Raw genomic sequence first — 18,024 nt, 5'->3', positions numbered from 1 at the left:
TTGTGGACGGTACGGTTTTCGCTACGGACGGCGCGGTTTTCGCTGCAGAGCCGCCAGCCCGCAGCCTGCCAATCCACCGCCCTCGTTACGTTTTCGCTGCATTTAGGTAAAGCGCCTGCTCCAAGCCGGCGCTGCCCTGTATACTAGAGCGGTTTATCTGTTATGCGGAAGGGAGCGCCTATGGCACTCAGCGAGAAAGACGTGCGCGGCATCGCCGAGTACGCAAAGATCGCACTGACCGATGACGAGCTCACCCAGATGACGTCCTATATGAACGACGCCGTCCAGATGCTCGAGCCCGTCTTGCAATATGACTTACCCGACGTGGAGCCCACGTTCCATCCCATCGGAAGCCTGTCCAACGTGATGGGCGATGACCTGCGCGAGCCCGAGCGCGACCTGCCGCTCGACGTCGCGCTCGAAAACGCTGGTAGCGCGCGCGATCGCTACTTCCGCGTGCCGTCCATTTTGGGAGAGGGGGAGAGCGAGTAATGGCGCAGAGCTTCGATTCCCTTACCGCCGCCCAGATCGCCGCGGGCGTTGCCGCCGGCGACTTTACCGCTACCGAGGTGGCCCAGGCCTCCCTTGCCGCCATCGAGGCGCGCGAGGGCGGGGTTCAGGCATTCCTGCAGGTGGCGCCCGAGCTTGCGTTCGAGGCTGCTGCGCGCGTGGATGCCGACCGTGCCGCAGGCAAGCCGCTGCCCCCGCTTGCGGGCGTGCCGCTGGCCATCAAGGACAACATGAACCTCGTGGGCACGCGCACTACCTGCGCTTCCCGCATGCTCGGGGACTACCAGAGCGTCTACACCGCCACCTGCGTCCAGCGCATGCTCGATGCCGGCTGCCTGCCCATGGGCAAGGCCAACATGGACGAGTTTGCCTTTGGCAGCTCCACCGAGAGCTCGGCGTTCCACCGCACCAACAACCCCTGGGATACCGAGCGCGTGCCCGGCGGCTCCTCGGGTGGCTCCGCTGCGGCCGTCGCCGCGGGCGAGGTCGCGCTCTCGCTGGGCTCGGACACCGGCGGCTCCATTCGCCAGCCGGCGAGCCTCTGCGGCGTGGTGGGCTTTAAGCCCACGTATGGCGCTGTGAGCCGTTACGGCGTGGTTGCCTTTGGCTCGTCGCTCGACCAGGTGGGCCCCTTTGGCCGCACGGTCGAGGATGTCGCGCTGGCCATGAACGCGCTTACCGGCGCGGGCCATGATCCGTACGACTGCACCAGCCAGGATTGCGCCGTCGACTTTACCGAGCATCTCAACGACAGCATCGAGGGTAAACGCGTGGGCATCATCCCCGCGTTTATGGAGGCCGAGGGCCTGACGCCCGAGGTCAAGGCCGCTGTTCAGCGCGCCGCCCAGGAGCTGCAGAACCAGGGCGCCGAGCTGGTCGAGGTCGACCTGCCGCACCTGGACGCCGCCATCGCCGCCTACTACGTCATCGGCCCGGCCGAGGCGTTCTCCAACTTGGCTCGTTTCGACGGCATTCGCTACGGCTATCAGGAAGAGGGCTGCGCCAACCTGTCCGACCAGAGCTCGCTTTCGCGCGCCCACGGCTTTGGCGCCGAGGCCAAGCGCCGTCAGATGCTCGGCGCCTACCTGTTGAGCTCGGGCGTGTACGACAAGTACTACTACGCCGCACAGAAGGCTCGCACACTCATCACGCAGGATTACGACGCCGCGTATGCCAAGGTGGACACCATCCTCATGCCCGCCTCGCCGCGCACGGCCTTTAAGTTTGGCGAGATCAGCGACCCCACGCAGATGTATCTCTCCGACCTGTACACCATCTCGCTCAACATTTGCGGCAACGGCGGTATCTCGGTGCCGCTGGGCCTGGGCGAGGACAGCAAGCTGCCCGTTTCTGCCCAGCTGGTGGGGCCTGCCTTTAAGGACCGTCAGCTGCTCACGTTTGCCCGCGCCCTGGAGCGCGGCTTTGCCGATGCCGCCACGGGTGCGCCCGCGCTTTCCGTAGCGCCCGATTTTGCCGGGAAGGGAGGCGAGCTGTAATGAAGGAGCTTTCCGAGGTCCTGCAGGATTGGGAGGCCGTGATCGGCCTGGAGATCCATACCGAGCTCACCGCACTCGATACCAAGATGTTCTGCAACTGCAAGCTCAGCCACGATGACGAGCCCAACGCCAACGTGTGCCCGGTGTGCCTGGGCCTGCCCGGTGCGCTGCCGGTGCCCAACAAGCGCGCCATCGAGAGCATCGTCAAGGCAGGTCTCGCCACCAACTGCGAGATCCAGCGCCACTCGATGTTCTACCGCAAGCACTACTTTTATCCTGACATGGCCAAGAACTTTCAGACCACGCAGGGTCCGGTCGCCTTTGCCATGTACGGTCACCTGGACCTGGACGTGACCGGTCGCGGTGCCGCCGAGCGCCCCGACTGCGCATTTGGCGAGGCCGAGGCCCAGAGCCTGGCGAGCGCCTCGGCCAACGCCGAGGGTCTGTCCACGTCCATGACGTCGACCATGCGCGAGGGCAATCAGCGCGCCGGTCATCTGGCCAGCTACGATGCGTCCAACCTGCAGATGCCCGAGCGTCGCGAGGACGGTTCCTACACGGTGCCCATCCGCATCCTGCGCATCCACATGGAGGAGGACGCCGCCAAGATGGTTCACGTGGGCGGCGCCGAGGGCCGCATTACCGCCGCGGCCGAGTCGCTCGTCGACTACAACCGCTGCGGCACGCCGCTGATCGAGCTCGTCACCGAGCCCGACCTGCGCACGCCCGAGGAGGCTCGCCTGTTTATGGAGAAGCTCCGTCGCATCTTTGTGACGCTGGGCATTTCGGACTGCTCCATGGAGAAGGGCTCCATGCGCTGCGACGGCAACGTGTCGCTGCGTCGCCGTGGCGAGACCAAGTTGGGCACCAAGACCGAGCTCAAGAACCTCAACTCGTTTAAGAGTCTGCACGACGGCCTTGCCTACGAGATTTGCCGCCAGGCCGAGGTGCTCGAGGAGGGCGGCATCATCTATCAGGAGACCCGCCACTGGGAGCCCAGCCGCAAGCGCACCGTGGTCATGCGTGTGAAGGAAACGGCAGACGACTATCGTCTGTTCCCCGATCCCGACCTGGCGCCGTTCGATCTGGACGACGAGTTCATCGACCGCTGCCGTGGCGAGATTCCCGAGCTGCCCGATGCCAAGCGCGTCCGTTTTGAGGCCGACTTTGGCATTAAGACGGCTGACGCCGAGCAGATCGCCGGCGACCCTGAGTTTGCCGACTTCTTTGAGGCCGCCGCTGCCGGTATGGCCGGCAAGGAGGCCCAGACGGTCGCAAACCTGCTGGTCAACGAGATGATCGCCTACCTTAAGGGCGCAGGCGTGTCGCTCGCCGAGTCCGGCATCGCGCCGGCTCAGGTGGCGGCACTCGCCAAGCTGCTGGCGACCGATGCCATCAGCTCCAACCAGGCGCACGAGGTCTTTGAGGCGATGGCCCAGACCGGCGACGACCCCAACAAGATCGTCGACGAGCGCGGCATGCGTCAGGTGAGCGATGCCGGCGCACTGCAGCCGATCGTGGACGAGGTGCTGGCAAACTGTGCCGATCAGGCGCAGCAGTATCGTGACGGCAACCAGAAGGTCATCGGCTTTTTGGTAGGCCAGTGCATGAAGGCGAGCCGCGGCAAGGGCAACCCGAAGCTCTTCAACGAGTTGCTGAGAACGTCGCTCTCGTAGCTGCGAGGCCGGGGAAGCCCCGAGTCGCCGGGGTATTTCCTCCAAATTTCAAACAGTCCTATGCAAGACGAAGGCCACATTTAGTGGCCTTCTTTGCATGCGGAACTCATTTGGAGCAAACACCCCGGCGACTCGGGGCTTCCACGATCAGACGACTCGGCCGTTCGGGTCAGGTGGGCTGGATTGAATTTGGTGAATGAGGGCGCCGTTGGCGCCTTCATTCTTTATATATGTTGGGAGCGCCAGGCGGTGGGGGTTGTGCCGGTGTGTTGCTTGAAGGCTTGGGCGAAGGCGGCCTGCTGAGGGTAGCCTAGACGCTCTGCCACCTGCGCTATCGTGAGCGCGCTATCGGCCAAAAGGTCCTGTGCTCGCTCTATACGGCGTCTGCGAATGTAGGCGCCCAGGGACTCGCCAGTTTGGGCCTTAAAGGTGGCGCATAGTTTGGAGCGGCTTGTGTAGAGCCTCTCGGCCACCTCGTTGATACCCACACGTCTGCCTTTGTCGAGCGCGCGCTCAATCATTGCCGTTGCTTCTTCGGCAATGGTTATGCTGACGCGTGTGTCTGCCGCCTGCCGCGCCTGCTTGTGGGCCGCGCGCGAACAGGCGAGCTCCGCGACCATGGTCTCCACGATGCCTTGCATATAGACGTGTCCGCCTACGGTACGGGCGCGTTCCTCGTTAATCCGACGCAGCGTGTGGCAGATGGCAGACGTCGCCTCCTCGTGCCATGGCTCGGCAAACGCCTCGAAGATTCCCGCGAACTCGGTGGGATAGCGGTGCTCCAGTTCGTCAAAAAATCCAGGCAAAAAGAGCACCGAGCGCGAGTGATAAAGCTGCCCTGCAAACAGCGGACTTAGCTCCTCGCCGCAGCTATCTTGGATAAAGCTGCACACCGCGCTGTTCGGCCACGGCCCGCGCAGTGGCTTAAGGTTCGCAGGCGTTATGCCAGCCTTGGGCATGCATATGAGCGTGGGCGCGCTGACCTCGCTCACGCACGCGTACGGTTCGGGCGTGTATTCGGCTAGGTGCATGTTGTGCATCGGGGTAATGAAATGCTCCATGACGATGCAGGTGGGGGAAAGGGGCATGATCCATGCGCGTCCGTGCGCCCGATCGTTTGCCACCTCACCGGTAAAGACGGCGCCCTTGCCGGAAAGCTGCAGGCCAAACTGCTCAAATTGCGGTGCGTAGAGCTCGGTTATATCGGTTGCTGCCCGCCGCATTTTCAAAAGCGTCCCCTTCCTTTGCGGAAACGTCCACGCCTGGCTCGATTGTGTGCCTCGGCTAACACGCCAATGATAAGTTTCTAACGGTTAACTCTCAAGCCGTTAGAAAGGAATCTCATGGCAAAGGGATCAAAAAGGGAAGGCGGCGGCATCGGCGAGCTGCTTGCATATGCCGGCGACCGTAAATTCCTAACATATTTGGGCATGGCTCTCTCGGCGCTCTCGCAGCTGCTGAGCTTTGGCCCGTACGTGTGTATCTGGTTTGTTGCGCGAGACCTTATCGCCGTGGCGCCTAACTGGAGCGAGGCCACCGACATCGCGATGTATGGTTGGTGGGCTGTGGGCTTTGCCCTGGCGAGCATTGTGGTTTATTTCGTGGGACTCATGTGTACGCACCTATCCGCGTTTCGCTGCGCGTCCAATATCCGCAAGGCTACGAGCGAGCATCTGCTTAAGCTGCCGCTCGGCTACTTTGACACGCATGCCACCGGTGAGCTGCGCCGTATCGTAGACGGATGCGCCGCCTCAACCGAGACGCTGCTCGCACACATGCTACCCGATATCGCCGGCGCCACCGCCATGGTTGCAGGTCTGCTCGTGCTGCTTTTCGCCCTCGATTGGCGTTTGGGCGCGGCGTGCCTTATCTCGGTCGTCGTTTCGCTTGGCGCCATGGCTACCATGATGGGCGGCAAGGGCGGCGAGTTTATGAAGGCCTACATGGGCGCGCTGGTCAAGATGAACAAGACCGGTACCGAATACGTACGCGGCATTCCCGTGGTCAAGGTGTTTCAGCAGACGGTCTATTCCTTTAAGGCGTTCCACGACGCGATCGCCGAATACGCCGACATGGCGCAAAACTATTCGGGCACGTTCTGTCGAGGTCCGCAGGTACTCAACCTTACCGCGCTCAATGGTCTTGTGGCATTCCTATTGCCCGTGGCGTTGCTGTTGGCGCCGGGCGAGACGGACTTCGCGCATTTTATGGCCAACTTCACGTTTTACGCGATATTTTCGGCCGTGGTGCCGACGGCCATGACCAAGCTCATGTTTGTGGGCGAGGCGTCTCAGATGAGTGCCGATTCGCTGGCTCGCATCCGAAGCGTCATGGATTCCAAGCAGCTCTCCGTGCCCGCTCAACCCAAGCACCCTGCCAGCAGCGACGTGCGATTTGAGGATGTGAGCTTTACCTACGAGGGCGCCGAGGCGCCTGCCGTCAACCATGCGAGTTTTAGCGTTTCCGCGGGTAGTACCCTCGCGCTTGTGGGTCCTTCGGGAGGCGGCAAGTCAACCTGTGCAAGCCTGATCCCGCGTTTTTGGGATGTTTCCTCGGGTCGAGTGCTCGTAGGCGGTGTGGACGTTCGCGATATGGATCCGAACGAGCTTATGGACCAGGTCGCCTTCGTGTTCCAGACCAACCAGCTGTTCCGGCAAACACTTGCCGATAACGTGCGCGCCTCCAAGCCTACGGCCACTGACGACGAAGTGCGTGCGGCCCTCTCCGCAGCTCAGTGCGACGACATTGTGGCCAAGCTCCCACAGGGCATCAACACCATGCTCGGCGCCGGTGGAGCATATCTTTCGGGCGGCGAGGTCCAGCGCGTGGCACTCGCCCGCGCGATCCTTAAAGACGCTCCTATCGTGGTGCTCGATGAGGCCACGGCGTTTGCCGACCCCGAGAACGAGGCGCTCATCCAGCGCGCCTTTAGCAAGCTGGCGGCGGGTCGCACGGTCATTATGATCGCGCACCGGCTTTCTACCGTGGTGGGGGCCGACAAGATCGTGGTGCTCAACCAAGGTAGCGTGCAGGAGGCCGGCACCCATGCCGAACTGCTGTCCCAAGAGGGTCTATATGCCAAGATGTGGGCCGAATACGAACAGGCCGCGAGCTGGAAAATCACTGCTTCGACCGCGGATGCCGCCGTCGCGAAAGGAGGCGAGGCCTAAATGTTCGCCTCATTCCAAAAGAAGTATTTCCTATCCGATAAAGGCATCGCCGGCGTAAAACGCGGTGTCTTCTGGACCGCGCTCACCAATCTTATTACCATGGCCGGCATGGGCTTTTTATTCCTGGTTATGGCCGGCTTTGTCGAGCATCTCGCCAGCGGGGCTGACCTGCCGGATGCCCTGCCGATCGTGGGCGGCCTCCTGGTCTTTTTCGTGTTGCTCTTTGCCTCTAACTGGCAACAGTATTACTACACCTACTGCATCTTTTACGAGGAGTGCGGCAAGCAGCGTATGGAGATCGCCGAGCGCTTGCGCAAACTGCCGCTGTCGTTTTTTGGTCGTCGTGATCTGGCCGATTTAACCGAGACCATCATGGGTGACGTTCAGACTATGGAGCATGCCTACAGCCATGTGCTGGGAGAACTCTGGGGCGCCATCATCGCAAGTGCCATCGTGTTCGTGTCGTCGCTGTTCTTTTGCTGGCAGCTGGCGATCGCGGCGTTTTGGAGCATTCCCGTGGCCTTTGCCGTGCTGTATCTAACACGCGGCCCCATGACCCCGGTGTTCGACCGCGTGCGCGCCGAGAAGGTCAAGGTCACCGAGGCGATCCAGGAGACGCTCGACTGCGTGCGCGAAATCCGCGCCACCAACCAGGAGGCCCATTATCTTGAGGGGCTCAACGCCGTGATCGATGTCGAGGAGCGCGAGACCACCAAGGGCGAGCTCGTCAACGGGCTTCTGGTCAACTCCGCCTTTGCCATCCTGCGCCTGGGGATAGCCACCACGCTGGTCACGGGCGCCACGATGGTCGCCTCCGGGCAGGTCGACTTTTTGGTGATGTTTGCCTTCCTGCTTATGGTGAGCCGTATCTACGCGCCGTTTGATCAGGCCCTTATGCTCGTGTCGGAGCTGTTTGTCGCCGAGTCGTCTGCCAAGCGCATGCGTTCCATCATGGAAGAGCCTGTGGCGCGGGGCAGCGAGAAATTTGAGCCCGTGGGCCACGATGTGGTGTTCGATCACGTGGCATTTGGCTATGGTGCGGGCGAGGACGGCCGCGCCGGCGAGAAAGTTCTTACCGATGTGAGCTTTACCGCCAAGGAAGGCGAAGTTACGGCGCTGGTCGGTCCTTCGGGTTCCGGTAAGTCTACGGTGAGCCGCCTGGCCGCGCGCTTTTGGGACGCCACCGAAGGCACGGTCACCGTGGGTGGCGTGGATGTTGCGAGCGTGGACCCCGAGGTGCTGCTGCGCGACTACGCCATTGTGTTCCAAGACGTGCTGCTCTTTGACGACACGGTGATGGGAAACATCCGTCTTGGTCGTCGCGATGCCACCGATGAGGAAGTGCTTGCTGCCGCGCGTGCCGCCAACTGCGACGAGTTTGTGAGCCGCATGCCGCAGGGCTACGACACCATGATCGGCGAGAACGGCTCCAAACTGTCCGGCGGCGAGCGCCAGCGCATCTCCATCGCCCGCGCGCTGCTCAAAGATGCGCCGATTGTGTTGCTGGACGAGGCGACGGCGAGTTTGGATGTGGAGAACGAGACCGTGGTGCAGCAGGCGCTCTCCCGCCTGCTCGCAGGAAAGACAGTTATCGTGATCGCCCACCGTATGCGCACGGTAGAAAATGCCGATAAGATCGTTGTACTCAAGGATGGTGTGGTTGCCGAGCAGGGCACTCCGGCGCAGCTCAAGGCGGCAGGTGGAGAATTCGCCCGCATGGTTGCGCTGCAAAAGGAAGCGGCTGCCTGGCAGCTGTAAGAAGGGGCAAAGGAACAGTCCCTTTGTCACATTGACAATCGGTTACTCCGCATCGTTAATTTTCAAAACCTTGATTATCGACTTTATCCGAACACCTCCCATATTCATCCGCACATGTACGGATGAATATGGGAATCCGATACCCTGAGGGCCGGACCGGCCGGCCCCGGGAGATCGGAGGACGGCATGTCCGGAAAGAAGAAAAGGGGCTCCGCAAGGGCGGTCCCGAGGGCCTACGGAAGGCTCACGAGGCACGAGCGGGACACGGTCCAGAGGATGCTGGAGCGCAGGGCGTCGTGCAGGGAGATCGCGAGGGAGCTGGGCAGGTCGCCCTCGACGGTGAGCGCCGAGGTGGCGTCGCACAGGTTCGTGACGGCGCCGAAGGCCAGGCGCGGCGAGCGCGTGGACGCCTCCGCCGACCTGTCGGCTGCCTGCCCGCGCCTGGCCGCGTGGCCGCGCTGCTGCAACGGGTGCGGGCGGTACCGCGCGATCGGCTGCAAGCGCCGCCCGCACGTCTTCTACGAGGCCCGGGCCGCGCAGCTGTGCGCCGACTCGGTCCTCGTCTCGTCCAGGCGCGGGATAGACGCCGACGAGCCCGCCGCGGCGGCCAGGCTGGAGGCGATAAGGGACTGCCTGCGCCGGGGGCTGTCGCCCGAGCAGATGGCGGCGCGCAACGGCGGCCCGGTGGACCTGTCGCCGTCGACCATCTACCGCTGGGTCTCGGCGGGCTACGACGGCATGACCAGCATGGAGCTCAGGCGCAAGGTCGGCTACAGGCCGAGGAAGCGCGCCGCGGGCCGGGCGGCGACCCGCCACTCCGCCCGCAGGTCGCATGCCGCGTTCCTCGCCCTCGGGGAGGACGCGTGCGCCGCGGCCTGGGAGATGGACACCGTCGAGGGCGCGCGGGAGGACTCCGCCTGCCTGCTCACGCTGCTGCACCGCCCCAGCAGGCTCCAGCTCGCGCTGCCGCTGGAGGAGAAGACCGCCGGGTGCGTCGCGGGCGCCCTGGAGGGCGTCCGGGCGGTCCTCGGCGCCGACGGGACGCGCCGCGTGTTCCGCGCCGTGCTCACCGACAACGGCGCCGAGTTCTCCGACGAGGGCGCGATCGCCGGGCTGATCGGCGAGGGGCCGGGCGAGACGAGGCTGTTCTACTGCGACCCCGGGCGCAGCGACCAGAAGGGCGCCTGCGAGCGCAACCACGTCGAGATCAGGAAGCTGCTGCCCAAGGGCCGCGGCCTCAGGTTCGACCGGCTGGCCCCGGCGGACCTGTCGCTCGCCATGTCGCACGTGAACTCCGAGCCGCGCGGCGCGCTCGGCTTCGCGACGCCCGCCCGCGCCTTCCGGGCGATGCTCGGCGGCGACGCGGCGGCGCTGCTGGATGCGTACGGCGTGGAGGACGTGCCCGTCGGCGAGCTCGACCTGACGCCGCGGCTCATCGAGCGGGCGCGCGAGGAAAGGGGCGATGCCCCGCTGGCCTAGCCTGAAAGGGAAAAACGGAATAGACGGAACCGACCGTTCGGCTGAGTCTGGGAAGAGGCGCCGGGCGGCGGGCGGAGCATGGCCACCGGACCCATCGAAACACATCTCCACCGTTCCTTCAACTGGGAAAACGGCGCCCCCGGGCCCCGGGAGGGGCCGCGGGGGCGTTCGGCTAGGTGCGGGAACGGCCTATTTGCTCAATGTGTTCGGCTGAGATCGGAAATCAACCCAAATAAATCAGCTAATTAGGCTACTTACAGATTGTCGGTATCGAGGACAATGGTGAACGGGCCGTCGTTGACCAGGTCGACTTTCATGTCGGCGCCAAAGATGCCGTGCGCCACGTGGTCGACGTCCTGGGCGACGAGCGTCAGAAAGTACTCATAAAGCTCGTTGGCGACATCGGGCGCGCCAGCATCCGTAAACGACGGACGACGGCCGTGGCGGCAATCGGCAAACAGCGTAAACTGCGACACCACGAGCACCTCGCCGTCGACATCGGCAAGCGCCAAGTTAGTCTTGCCGTTCTCGTCCTCGTTGATACGCAGCCCACGGAGCTTGCCCCATAGTTTATCGGCCTCGGCACGCGTATCGCCATGGCCCACACCCAGCAATACCAGATAGCCGCGCCCAATGCGGCCCACGCACTCGCCGTCGACCGTCACGCCGGCGTTGAGCACGCGCTGCACCACCGCGCGCACGGCCTACTCCTCGCCCGTGAGTTTGGCGGACAGGTGCTCGAGTGCATGGAAACGATGGCTGATGGCGTTCTTCTCGTCCGCTGTGAGCTCGGCCATAGTCTTGCCCGGCGTATCGACCGGCAGGAACAGCGGGTCGTAGCCAAAGCCGTGATCGCCGCGGCCCTCGTGTGCGATAACGCCCTCGCAGGCGCCCTCACCATAGGTGACCAAACCGTCCGTGTCGATAAGCGCAACGACGCTCATAAAGCGCGCAGTGCGGTCCTCGTCGGCCACACCTTCCAGGTTAACGAGCAGCTTGGCATTGTTGGCGGCATCGTCTCCGTGCACGCCCGCATAGCGCGCGCTATACACGCCAGGCTCGCCGTCCAGGGCATCAACGACCAAGCCCGAATCGTCGGCAATGGCCATAAGGCCCGTCTCCTCAACCGCAGCCTGCGCCTTGATGATGGCGTTCTCCAAAAACGTCGTGCCGTTTTCCTCGGGGTCCTCAAAATCGCCCAGCTGGCCGAGCGCCACAAAGCGAACCTCGGGCATAACCTTGCCCAAAATGGCCTCGATCTCGGTGAGCTTATGAGCGTTTCCGGTTGCCACGACGATGGTCGCCGCGGGGTCGAGGGTGTCGATGTCGATCTTCTCAAGTGCCATGAGTGGTCTCCTTGTCTCTATAGCAATGCCGCGCCGAGGGCGACGAGGGCCTCTGCCTCTCCCCTCTCAATCAACGGCAGTCTTGTGTCTAGACGTCTCCGCAGATAAAACCTACCAAAATAAACCTGTCCCTTTTTGGCAGGTTAGGCGAGGGCTTGGCACTGGAGCTCGATGAGCTCGGCGATACCCTTGTCGCCCAGGTCGAGCAAGGCGTTGAGGCGCTTACGGTCAAAGGGCGCCTGCTCGCCGGTACCCTGGAGCTCGATCATCTCACCGGTATCGGTGGCGACGAGGTTCATGTCGACCTCGGCATGGCTGTCCTCGGAATAATCGAGGTCGAGCAGGGTGCTGCCGTCGACGACACCCATAGAAATCGCGGCAACCTGGCCGGTAAGCGGGATGCGCTCGATCTTGCCTGCCTCGACCCACATGGCAAGGGCGTCGTGCAGCGCCACCCAGGCGCCGGTAATGCTCGTCGTACGCGTACCGCCATCGGCCTGGATCACGTCGCAGTCGACGGTGACGGTGTACTCGCCGAGCGCCTTCATGTTGACGACGGTACGCAGGCTGCGACCAATGAGGCGCTCGATCTCCATGGAGCGACCCTTGCGGTTGGCGTGCTCGCGCTTGCAGCGCTTGCCGGTCGACGCCGGCAGCATGGCGTATTCCGCGGTCACCCAGCCGGCCTTAGCTCCCTTTCGCCAGCCCGGCACGCCCTCCTCGATAGTGGCGGCGCACAGCACGCGCGTGTCGCCGAACTCGGCCAAACACGAGCCGTGGGCGTGCTTCATGACGCCACGGGTGAGCTTAACGGGGCGCAACTCGTTGGCGGCGCGGCCGTTGGCGCGGTTGACCTGCATATACTCCATAGAAATATCCTTTCGGCAAAAGGTGAAGGTGGGCCTTTGGTCGGTGACCTTATATCTATTTCAGTTCGTCGATATCGATATGCTCAATGCTCTTGAGCGGCTGGCCAAAGATAAAGCTGCCCGCCACCGCAAACTCGGCAATGTTATCGGCCGTCGTGGCAAAACGATGCTGCGGCTCGGCGGCGTCGCCCGCCAGCTGCTCGCGGCGCGTGAGGATATCGGTCAGCTCGCGCGTGGTCTCCTCGGCGGAACTCACGACGCGCACCCCAGGCCCCAGCGCATGCCGGATAGGTCCCACCAACAGCGGAAAATGCGTACAGCCGAGCACCACGGTATCGATACCGTGGTCGCGCAGCGGCTCAACCGTGGCACCCACCAGCGCACGCACGGCAGGCGTATCGAAGATGTCCTCGTTCTCAAGCCACTGCTCTTGCAGATGCGCGCCCGAGGCGAGCTCGTGTTCGACAACCTCGACAAAGCTCGAGGCAGGACAGCCGTATACATCGACGCCGGCATCTAGATCCTGAATGGCGCGCGTGTAGGCGCCCGAGCGAATGGTGAGGTTGGTGGCGAGCACGCCCACGCGACGCGTACGCGTGCTGTTGATTGCCGCACGGGCACCCGGCGCGATCACGCCGATCACGGGAACGTCGAGCACCTGCTGGGCCAGACGCAAGGCCGCAGCGGTCGCCGTGTTGCAGGCGATGACCATAATCTTGACGTCGTGCTTCGAAAGCCAACGACCCGCCTGCAACGCAAACGAGCGCACTTCATCCTCGGTGCGGGTGCCGTAGGGGCAGCGCTTGGTGTCGCCAAAGTAGTAGACGGACTCGTGCGGCAGCGCCGTCGCAATCGCGCGCGCAACCGTCAGACCGCCCAAACCAGAATCGAACACGCCAATCGGGCGCGTGTCGCCTGCCGGATTCTCGATATCGGACATTACCTCACCAGTCTCTCTCGAAAAGACATGTCCAAGTGCGGCGGCGCGCTACGAACGCGCCGCGACCAGCAGCTCTGCCGTCGCCGCCCAACCGTCGACAATTTTGCCACGCGTAACGAAAGCGTTCTCGCAAGCAGCCAGGAACTCGGGCGCGCCGGCGCTCGTCAGGCCATTCTCGACCAGGCAGAACGTGCCCACGTGATCGGCCATGTAGAAGTCGGACTCGGAATCGCCGAGCGCGAGCGTCTCCTCGCGCTCGATCCCCAGGTGCTCGCAGAAGCGCGCAATGGCGACGCCTTTGTTGAGGCCCGCGGGGTTGATGTTGAATGCGCGACCGTCCTCGACGCGATCGAGCTCGAGCGTCGTCGGCTTGGACAGATGCGTCAGGTGACCGTTACAGGCCCACACCAGGCCGCAGCCGGCCTCGTCCAGGATGGCCTGAACCTCATTGTCGGGCACATCGCCGCGCATACCGACGGTGACCTCACGGTATTTGTAGCCGGTCGACATGTCGTTGTGGTACTCGATCTTGTGCGGCCAGCGGGCAAGGATCTTCTCGCACACGCCGGTCTGTTCGATCACCTGGTGCGGAGTAAGGCCGCAGGCGGGGTCGTAAGGCATGTCACCGGTCAGATACTCCCAATCGTTGGCTTTGAGGTCGTACATGACCAGGCCGCCCATCTCACCAATGTAGGAGTTGAGGCCGAGCACGCGCGCGTCCTCGTGGATCATGGTACGGTTGCGGCCCGAGGTGGGAACCACCTGAATACCAGCGCGAGCGAGCGCCACGACGGCCTCGACGAGTTTGGTCGAGGGGTTGCCGTCGTTGTCGCGCAGCACACACGAGCCGGGCGCGAGCATCGTGGCATCCAGGTCGGTAAAGACGTACTTGACCTTAGCCAAGCGCTCGCGCATCTCGCCCGAAAGCTCGGCAACGGTCGGCAGGGTGTTGTGGGACATGGTTACTCCGTTTACGTAGAAGGGTTTGGACTTGGACGGCATGTTTTGATTGAGGGAACACGCTTATGGCGACAACGCACTCAGGGCGCCGCCGCCATCATGGTTCATTAGTCAAACTGGGTAACATCGATCAGGCGATTGGCCAACGAAAGGTCGCTCTCGATGGGCACGAACTCGTCGCCCACGTGCATGAGCTCCTCGTCACCCTTTGCCAGCAGCAAGACAATGGTGGGGGCATCGGGGTTGACGTACTCCTCGCGCGCCGCCTTGAACGCCGCATGCACAGCGGCTTCGCGATCGAGGATGATCTTGTTCGGCGTATCGTCGGGAACATGCTCGGCAAGCTCGCGACAGACCTTCATCGGGTCCTCGTGAGCCGGGTCCTCATTGGCAAAGATCATTAGGTCGGAATACGGTGCGGCCTCGCGTGGAAGCTGCTCGCGGCGCTCCTGCGCCTTGCCGCCGGCAGCGCCAAACACTGCGATGACCGGGCTGACGGGAAACGCGCGCTTCACCGACGAGAAAAGCGAGCGGAACGAAAGCTGGTTGTGTGCATAGTCGACGACGCAGATCACGCGGCCGTCCTTCGACTCCACGACCTCCATGCGGCCCGGCACACGCAGCTTGGAGAGGCCCTTCTTGATGGCATCGATACCGATGCCGATCTCGCGCGCAGCGGCGATAGCGACCAGCGCGTTCTCCACGTTAAAGTCTCCCGCAATGCCCAGCAGGACCTTCTCCCCCGCCTCGGACTCACCGGCACACAGGCCATGCAAGTTGAACTCGATGCTAAAGCCGACCATGCGTACGTCGCCCGCCCACAGGCTTGCCTCGGGATGCTCGACGCCAACGGTCACCAAGCGCTCGGCCGTCGACGCTGCCTCCAGCACACGGTCGACCTCTTCGGTGCCCAGATTCACCACGGCGGTCTTTGCCTGGTCAAAGATCCTGAGTTTGCTCTCAAAATAATCCTCAAACGTGGGGTGTTCGATCGGCGAGATGTGGTCGCGGCCGATGTTGAGGAAGCACGCCACGTCAAACGGCAGATTCTCGACGCGTTGGTACTTGAGCGCCTGGCTCGATACCTCCATGACCATGGACTGGCGACCGGACGTGCGGCAGTTGGCGATATGGCGCCAGACCTCGGGGGCCTCGGGCGTAGTATTGGTGCTCTCGTAGCACTCGATACCATCGTCGGTGTTCACTGAGCCGATCATGCCGCAGGACTCGCCCGCCGCTTTGATGATGGACTGGAGCATAAAAGCGGCCGTGGTCTTTCCCTTGGTACCGGTGATGCCCACGATCTTGACGTCGTGGTCGGGACGGTCGTAGACCTCCGGCGGCAACAGGGCCATGGCCGTGCGAACACTATCAACAACCAGCATCGCAGCACCGCTCTCCTTCGCCAGCGGCTCCAGAGACTCGACCAGCGACTCCTCGCACACAAATGCGACGGCGCCCGCATCGAGCGCCATGCTCAAAAACGCGGGCTTAAAGGCAGCACCTTTGCAAAAGAATACGTCACCTGCCGAGACCGCGCGCGAATCAAACGAGCAGCCGGTCACGGCACGCTCGTCAACCTGCTCTGATGCGCGCAGCTCGCCGCACACATCGAGAAGCTTGGCAAGCGTATCGACCGTGGTCACGGTCGCGGAATCCGAATGGTGCATCTTTCACCTTTCTCAGCCATTTGGCAGGGACGGTTTTATAGTAACTGAAACGCACCCACGCAAAAACGGCTCCCGGAGGAGCCGTTACGCGCAGGCGTTCGTAAGCCGAGGCTAGGCAGCCTGAACAGCGGGCTGGTCCTCGTCGATAAAGAAGCGCTTGTACCACACCAGGAACACGAGCGGCGTATAGATCTTGCGCTGGAAATCGCCCTTGCCCGCAAAGTGCAGATCGAGCAGGTGCATGAGCTCGTCGGTATCGAAGAACTCGCTTGCCCACGGCGCGGTGAAGTACTCCTTGACATAGTCGTACCACTTTTGCTCGCGCAGCCAGTAGACAATCGGCACCGGGAAGCCCACCTTGGGACGGGTGGCCCACTCATCGGGCAGCGACTTGTTGGCAGCGTGGCGGAGTACCTGTTTGTTGCCGTTCTCGTTGATGCGGTAGCGATCGGGAATGTGCTCGGCGAACTCCATGACTTTGCGATCCAGGAAGGGCACGCGCAGCTCCAGGGAGTGCGCCATGCACATCTTGTCGGCCTTAAGCAGAATATCGCCCGGAAGCCACATGTTCATGTCCAGGTACTGCTTCTTGACCAGCTCGGGCTGGCCCTTCACACGCGCATAGATAGGAGCGGCGAGTTCGAAGGCGCCGTCGCCGGCGTTGTACTCGGGCTTGAGCACGCTATCGACCTCGCGCTCCGGCCACACCAGAGCCTGTCCCAGGAACGACTTCTCGGGAATCTCGGCACCCTTGACCAAGAAGTTGTGGCCCTTGAAGTACGGCATGTGCAACGCCAGGTTTCCGAGCGCGCGACGGATGGGCAGCGGCACCATCTTTTTGTACTTGCGAACCGGAACCGTGTCCTCGTAGTAGGCATAGCCGCCAAACAGCTCGTCGGCGCCCTCGCCCGAAAGCACGACGGTGACGTCTTTGCGCGCCATCTCGGCCAGGAACCACAGCGGCACGGACGACAGGTTGGACTGCGGCTCGTCCATGTGATACTGGATGTCCTCGAGCGCGCCGAAGAACTCGTCGGCGGTAATCATCTTGCGAACGTTCTCGACGCCGAGCTTGTCAGAAAGCTCTTTGGCGTAGTTGGTCTCATTGAAGTTCTTGTAGTCAAAGCCCACCGAGAAAGTCTTGTCGGGCATGAGGCAGGCAGCGATGTAGCTGGAGTCGACGCCACCGGAGAGGAACGATGCGACCTTAACGTCGGCGATGCGATGGGCCTCGACGCTCTCGTGCACGACCTCGTCCAGCTCATCAACATACTCTTCGAACGGCTTCTCGACGGCAGAGTAATCGCAATCCCAGTAGCGCTCGATGTTCATCTTGCCGGTCGGGATATCGACGGTAAAGTAGTGCGCCGGCGGCAGCTTGTAGACACCCTCGAAGAACGTCTCCTCGGTTGCCGAATACTGCAGCGTCATATACGGACGCAGGGCCTTTTTGTTGACCGCCTTGTGGAAGTGCGGGTAGTCCAGGAAGCTCTTGATCTCGGAACCAAAGAGCACGCCCGGAGCGCCGTCGCCCGCATCGGCCATGGGATAGTAGTAAAGCGGCTTGATGCCAAAGATGTCGCGGGCGCCAAAAAGCTTGTTCTTCTTTTTGTCCCAGATGACGAAGGCGTACATACCGCGCAAACGATCGAGGACGGCCTCGCCCCACTCCTCGTAGCCGTGCAGGAGGCTCTCGGTGTCGGCGCCGCAGTGGAACTTGTAGCCCTTGGCCTCGAGCTCGGAACGGAGTTCTTGGAAGTTGTAGATCTCGCCGTTGAAGACAATGACGACGCTGCCGTCCTCATTGGCCATGGGCTGAGCGCCAGCCTCGGTCAGGTCGAGGATCGACAGGCGGCGGAAGCCGAGGGCAACGCGGCCGTCGATAAACTGACCGCCCATGTCGGGACCGCGATGGACGATGCGGTCCATCATCTTGGTGAGCACCTCGGATTGGTTATCCGTCCCACCGACAAAACCGACAAAACCGCACATATACTATCCCCTCTGCTGTTGCTGGGCATCAAATCGAATCAGTAGCTTTTGAGTATACCCGAGGGCGTAAAGAGGGGCGGAATGTTCAGGCAATCTCAACTGAATCAGCTCCGCTGTGACACGCGGGTTGATTTCCGATCTCAGCCGAACACATTGAG

General features: G+C 62.6%; 14 protein-coding genes. 6 read left to right on the top strand and 8 right to left on the bottom strand.

Annotated features, from left to right (window positions below; all coding sequences use genetic code 11):
- Positions 1–180 precede the first annotated feature (180 nt).
- Genes gatC through gatB form a run of 3 tightly spaced genes read left to right on the top strand, consistent with a single transcriptional unit; the run spans position 181 to position 3,682 of the window.
- Positions 181–492 (top strand): Asp-tRNA(Asn)/Glu-tRNA(Gln) amidotransferase subunit GatC, encoded by a 312-nt coding sequence (gene gatC / locus DW913_RS00070; protein ID WP_055250987.1) that lies wholly within the window; start codon positions 181–183, stop codon positions 490–492.
- The gene (gene gatA, locus DW913_RS00065) at positions 492–2,006 is read left to right on the top strand and encodes an Asp-tRNA(Asn)/Glu-tRNA(Gln) amidotransferase subunit GatA (RefSeq protein WP_117797057.1); all 1,515 of its coding nucleotides are present in this window, start codon (positions 492–494) and stop codon (positions 2,004–2,006) included. Before gatC ends, gatA begins: the two co-directional genes overlap by 1 nt.
- The gene (gene gatB / locus DW913_RS00060; protein WP_117648459.1) at positions 2,006–3,682 is read left to right on the top strand and encodes an Asp-tRNA(Asn)/Glu-tRNA(Gln) amidotransferase subunit GatB; all 1,677 of its coding nucleotides are present in this window, start codon (positions 2,006–2,008) and stop codon (positions 3,680–3,682) included. Before gatA ends, gatB begins: the two co-directional genes overlap by 1 nt.
- A gap of 224 nt (positions 3,683–3,906) precedes the next feature.
- Here the strand turns inward: gatB and DW913_RS00055 are convergent, their stop codons facing one another.
- Complete coding sequence (locus DW913_RS00055; RefSeq protein ID WP_117797055.1) at positions 3,907–4,905, bottom strand: AraC family transcriptional regulator; 999 nt, start codon at positions 4,903–4,905, stop codon at positions 3,907–3,909.
- A 120-nt stretch (positions 4,906–5,025) separates the two neighbouring features.
- On the opposite strand from DW913_RS00055, the gene DW913_RS00050 reads away from it, so the two are divergent.
- From DW913_RS00050 to DW913_RS00040, 3 genes are all read left to right on the top strand, one after another.
- Entirely contained in the window at positions 5,026–6,852 is a 1,827-nt protein-coding gene (locus tag DW913_RS00050; protein WP_199580697.1) for an ABC transporter ATP-binding protein, read from the top strand.
- Positions 6,853–8,610 carry an ABC transporter ATP-binding protein gene (locus DW913_RS00045; RefSeq protein ID WP_117797053.1) on the top strand — a complete coding sequence of 586 codons (1,758 nt, stop codon included), beginning with the start codon at positions 6,853–6,855 and terminating at the stop codon, positions 8,608–8,610.
- 186 nt (positions 8,611–8,796) lie between these two features.
- Complete coding sequence (locus DW913_RS00040) at positions 8,797–10,089, top strand: IS30 family transposase (protein ID WP_117797051.1); 1,293 nt, start codon at positions 8,797–8,799, stop codon at positions 10,087–10,089.
- Between the two features lie 254 nt (positions 10,090–10,343).
- Here DW913_RS00040 and dtd read toward each other — a convergent pair whose 3' ends face one another.
- From dtd to asnB, 7 genes are all read right to left on the bottom strand, one after another.
- Complete coding sequence (dtd, locus tag DW913_RS00035; RefSeq protein WP_117797049.1) at positions 10,344–10,790, bottom strand: D-aminoacyl-tRNA deacylase; 447 nt, start codon at positions 10,788–10,790, stop codon at positions 10,344–10,346.
- A gap of 3 nt (positions 10,791–10,793) precedes the next feature.
- Positions 10,794–11,435, bottom strand: coding sequence for an RdgB/HAM1 family non-canonical purine NTP pyrophosphatase (gene rdgB, locus DW913_RS00030; protein WP_022094898.1), 642 nt, complete (start codon positions 11,433–11,435; stop codon positions 10,794–10,796).
- Positions 11,436–11,578: 143 nt separating this feature from the next.
- On the bottom strand, positions 11,579–12,304 hold the full coding sequence (gene rph / locus DW913_RS00025) for a ribonuclease PH (RefSeq protein ID WP_117797047.1): 726 nt from the start codon (positions 12,302–12,304) through the stop codon (positions 11,579–11,581).
- A gap of 55 nt (positions 12,305–12,359) precedes the next feature.
- Positions 12,360–13,244: a glutamate racemase gene (gene murI, locus DW913_RS00020; protein ID WP_035137557.1), complete on the bottom strand. Its 885-nt coding sequence runs from the start codon at positions 13,242–13,244 to the stop codon at positions 12,360–12,362.
- Positions 13,245–13,292: 48 nt separating this feature from the next.
- Entirely contained in the window at positions 13,293–14,204 is a 912-nt protein-coding gene (locus DW913_RS00015; protein WP_117635958.1) for an HAD family hydrolase, read from the bottom strand.
- 107 nt (positions 14,205–14,311) lie between these two features.
- Positions 14,312–15,874 (bottom strand): Mur ligase family protein, encoded by a 1,563-nt coding sequence (locus DW913_RS00010; protein ID WP_117797045.1) that lies wholly within the window; start codon positions 15,872–15,874, stop codon positions 14,312–14,314.
- Positions 15,875–15,985: 111 nt separating this feature from the next.
- The gene (gene asnB, locus DW913_RS00005) at positions 15,986–17,866 is read right to left on the bottom strand and encodes an asparagine synthase (glutamine-hydrolyzing) (protein WP_117797043.1); all 1,881 of its coding nucleotides are present in this window, start codon (positions 17,864–17,866) and stop codon (positions 15,986–15,988) included.
- Positions 17,867–18,024: the final 158 nt, after the last annotated feature.

The sequence above is a fragment of the Collinsella sp. AM42-18AC genome, from assembly GCF_003467965.1.
Lineage (GTDB): Bacteria > Actinomycetota > Coriobacteriia > Coriobacteriales > Coriobacteriaceae > Collinsella.
This window is presented reverse-complemented; position numbering and strand designations above follow the sequence as displayed.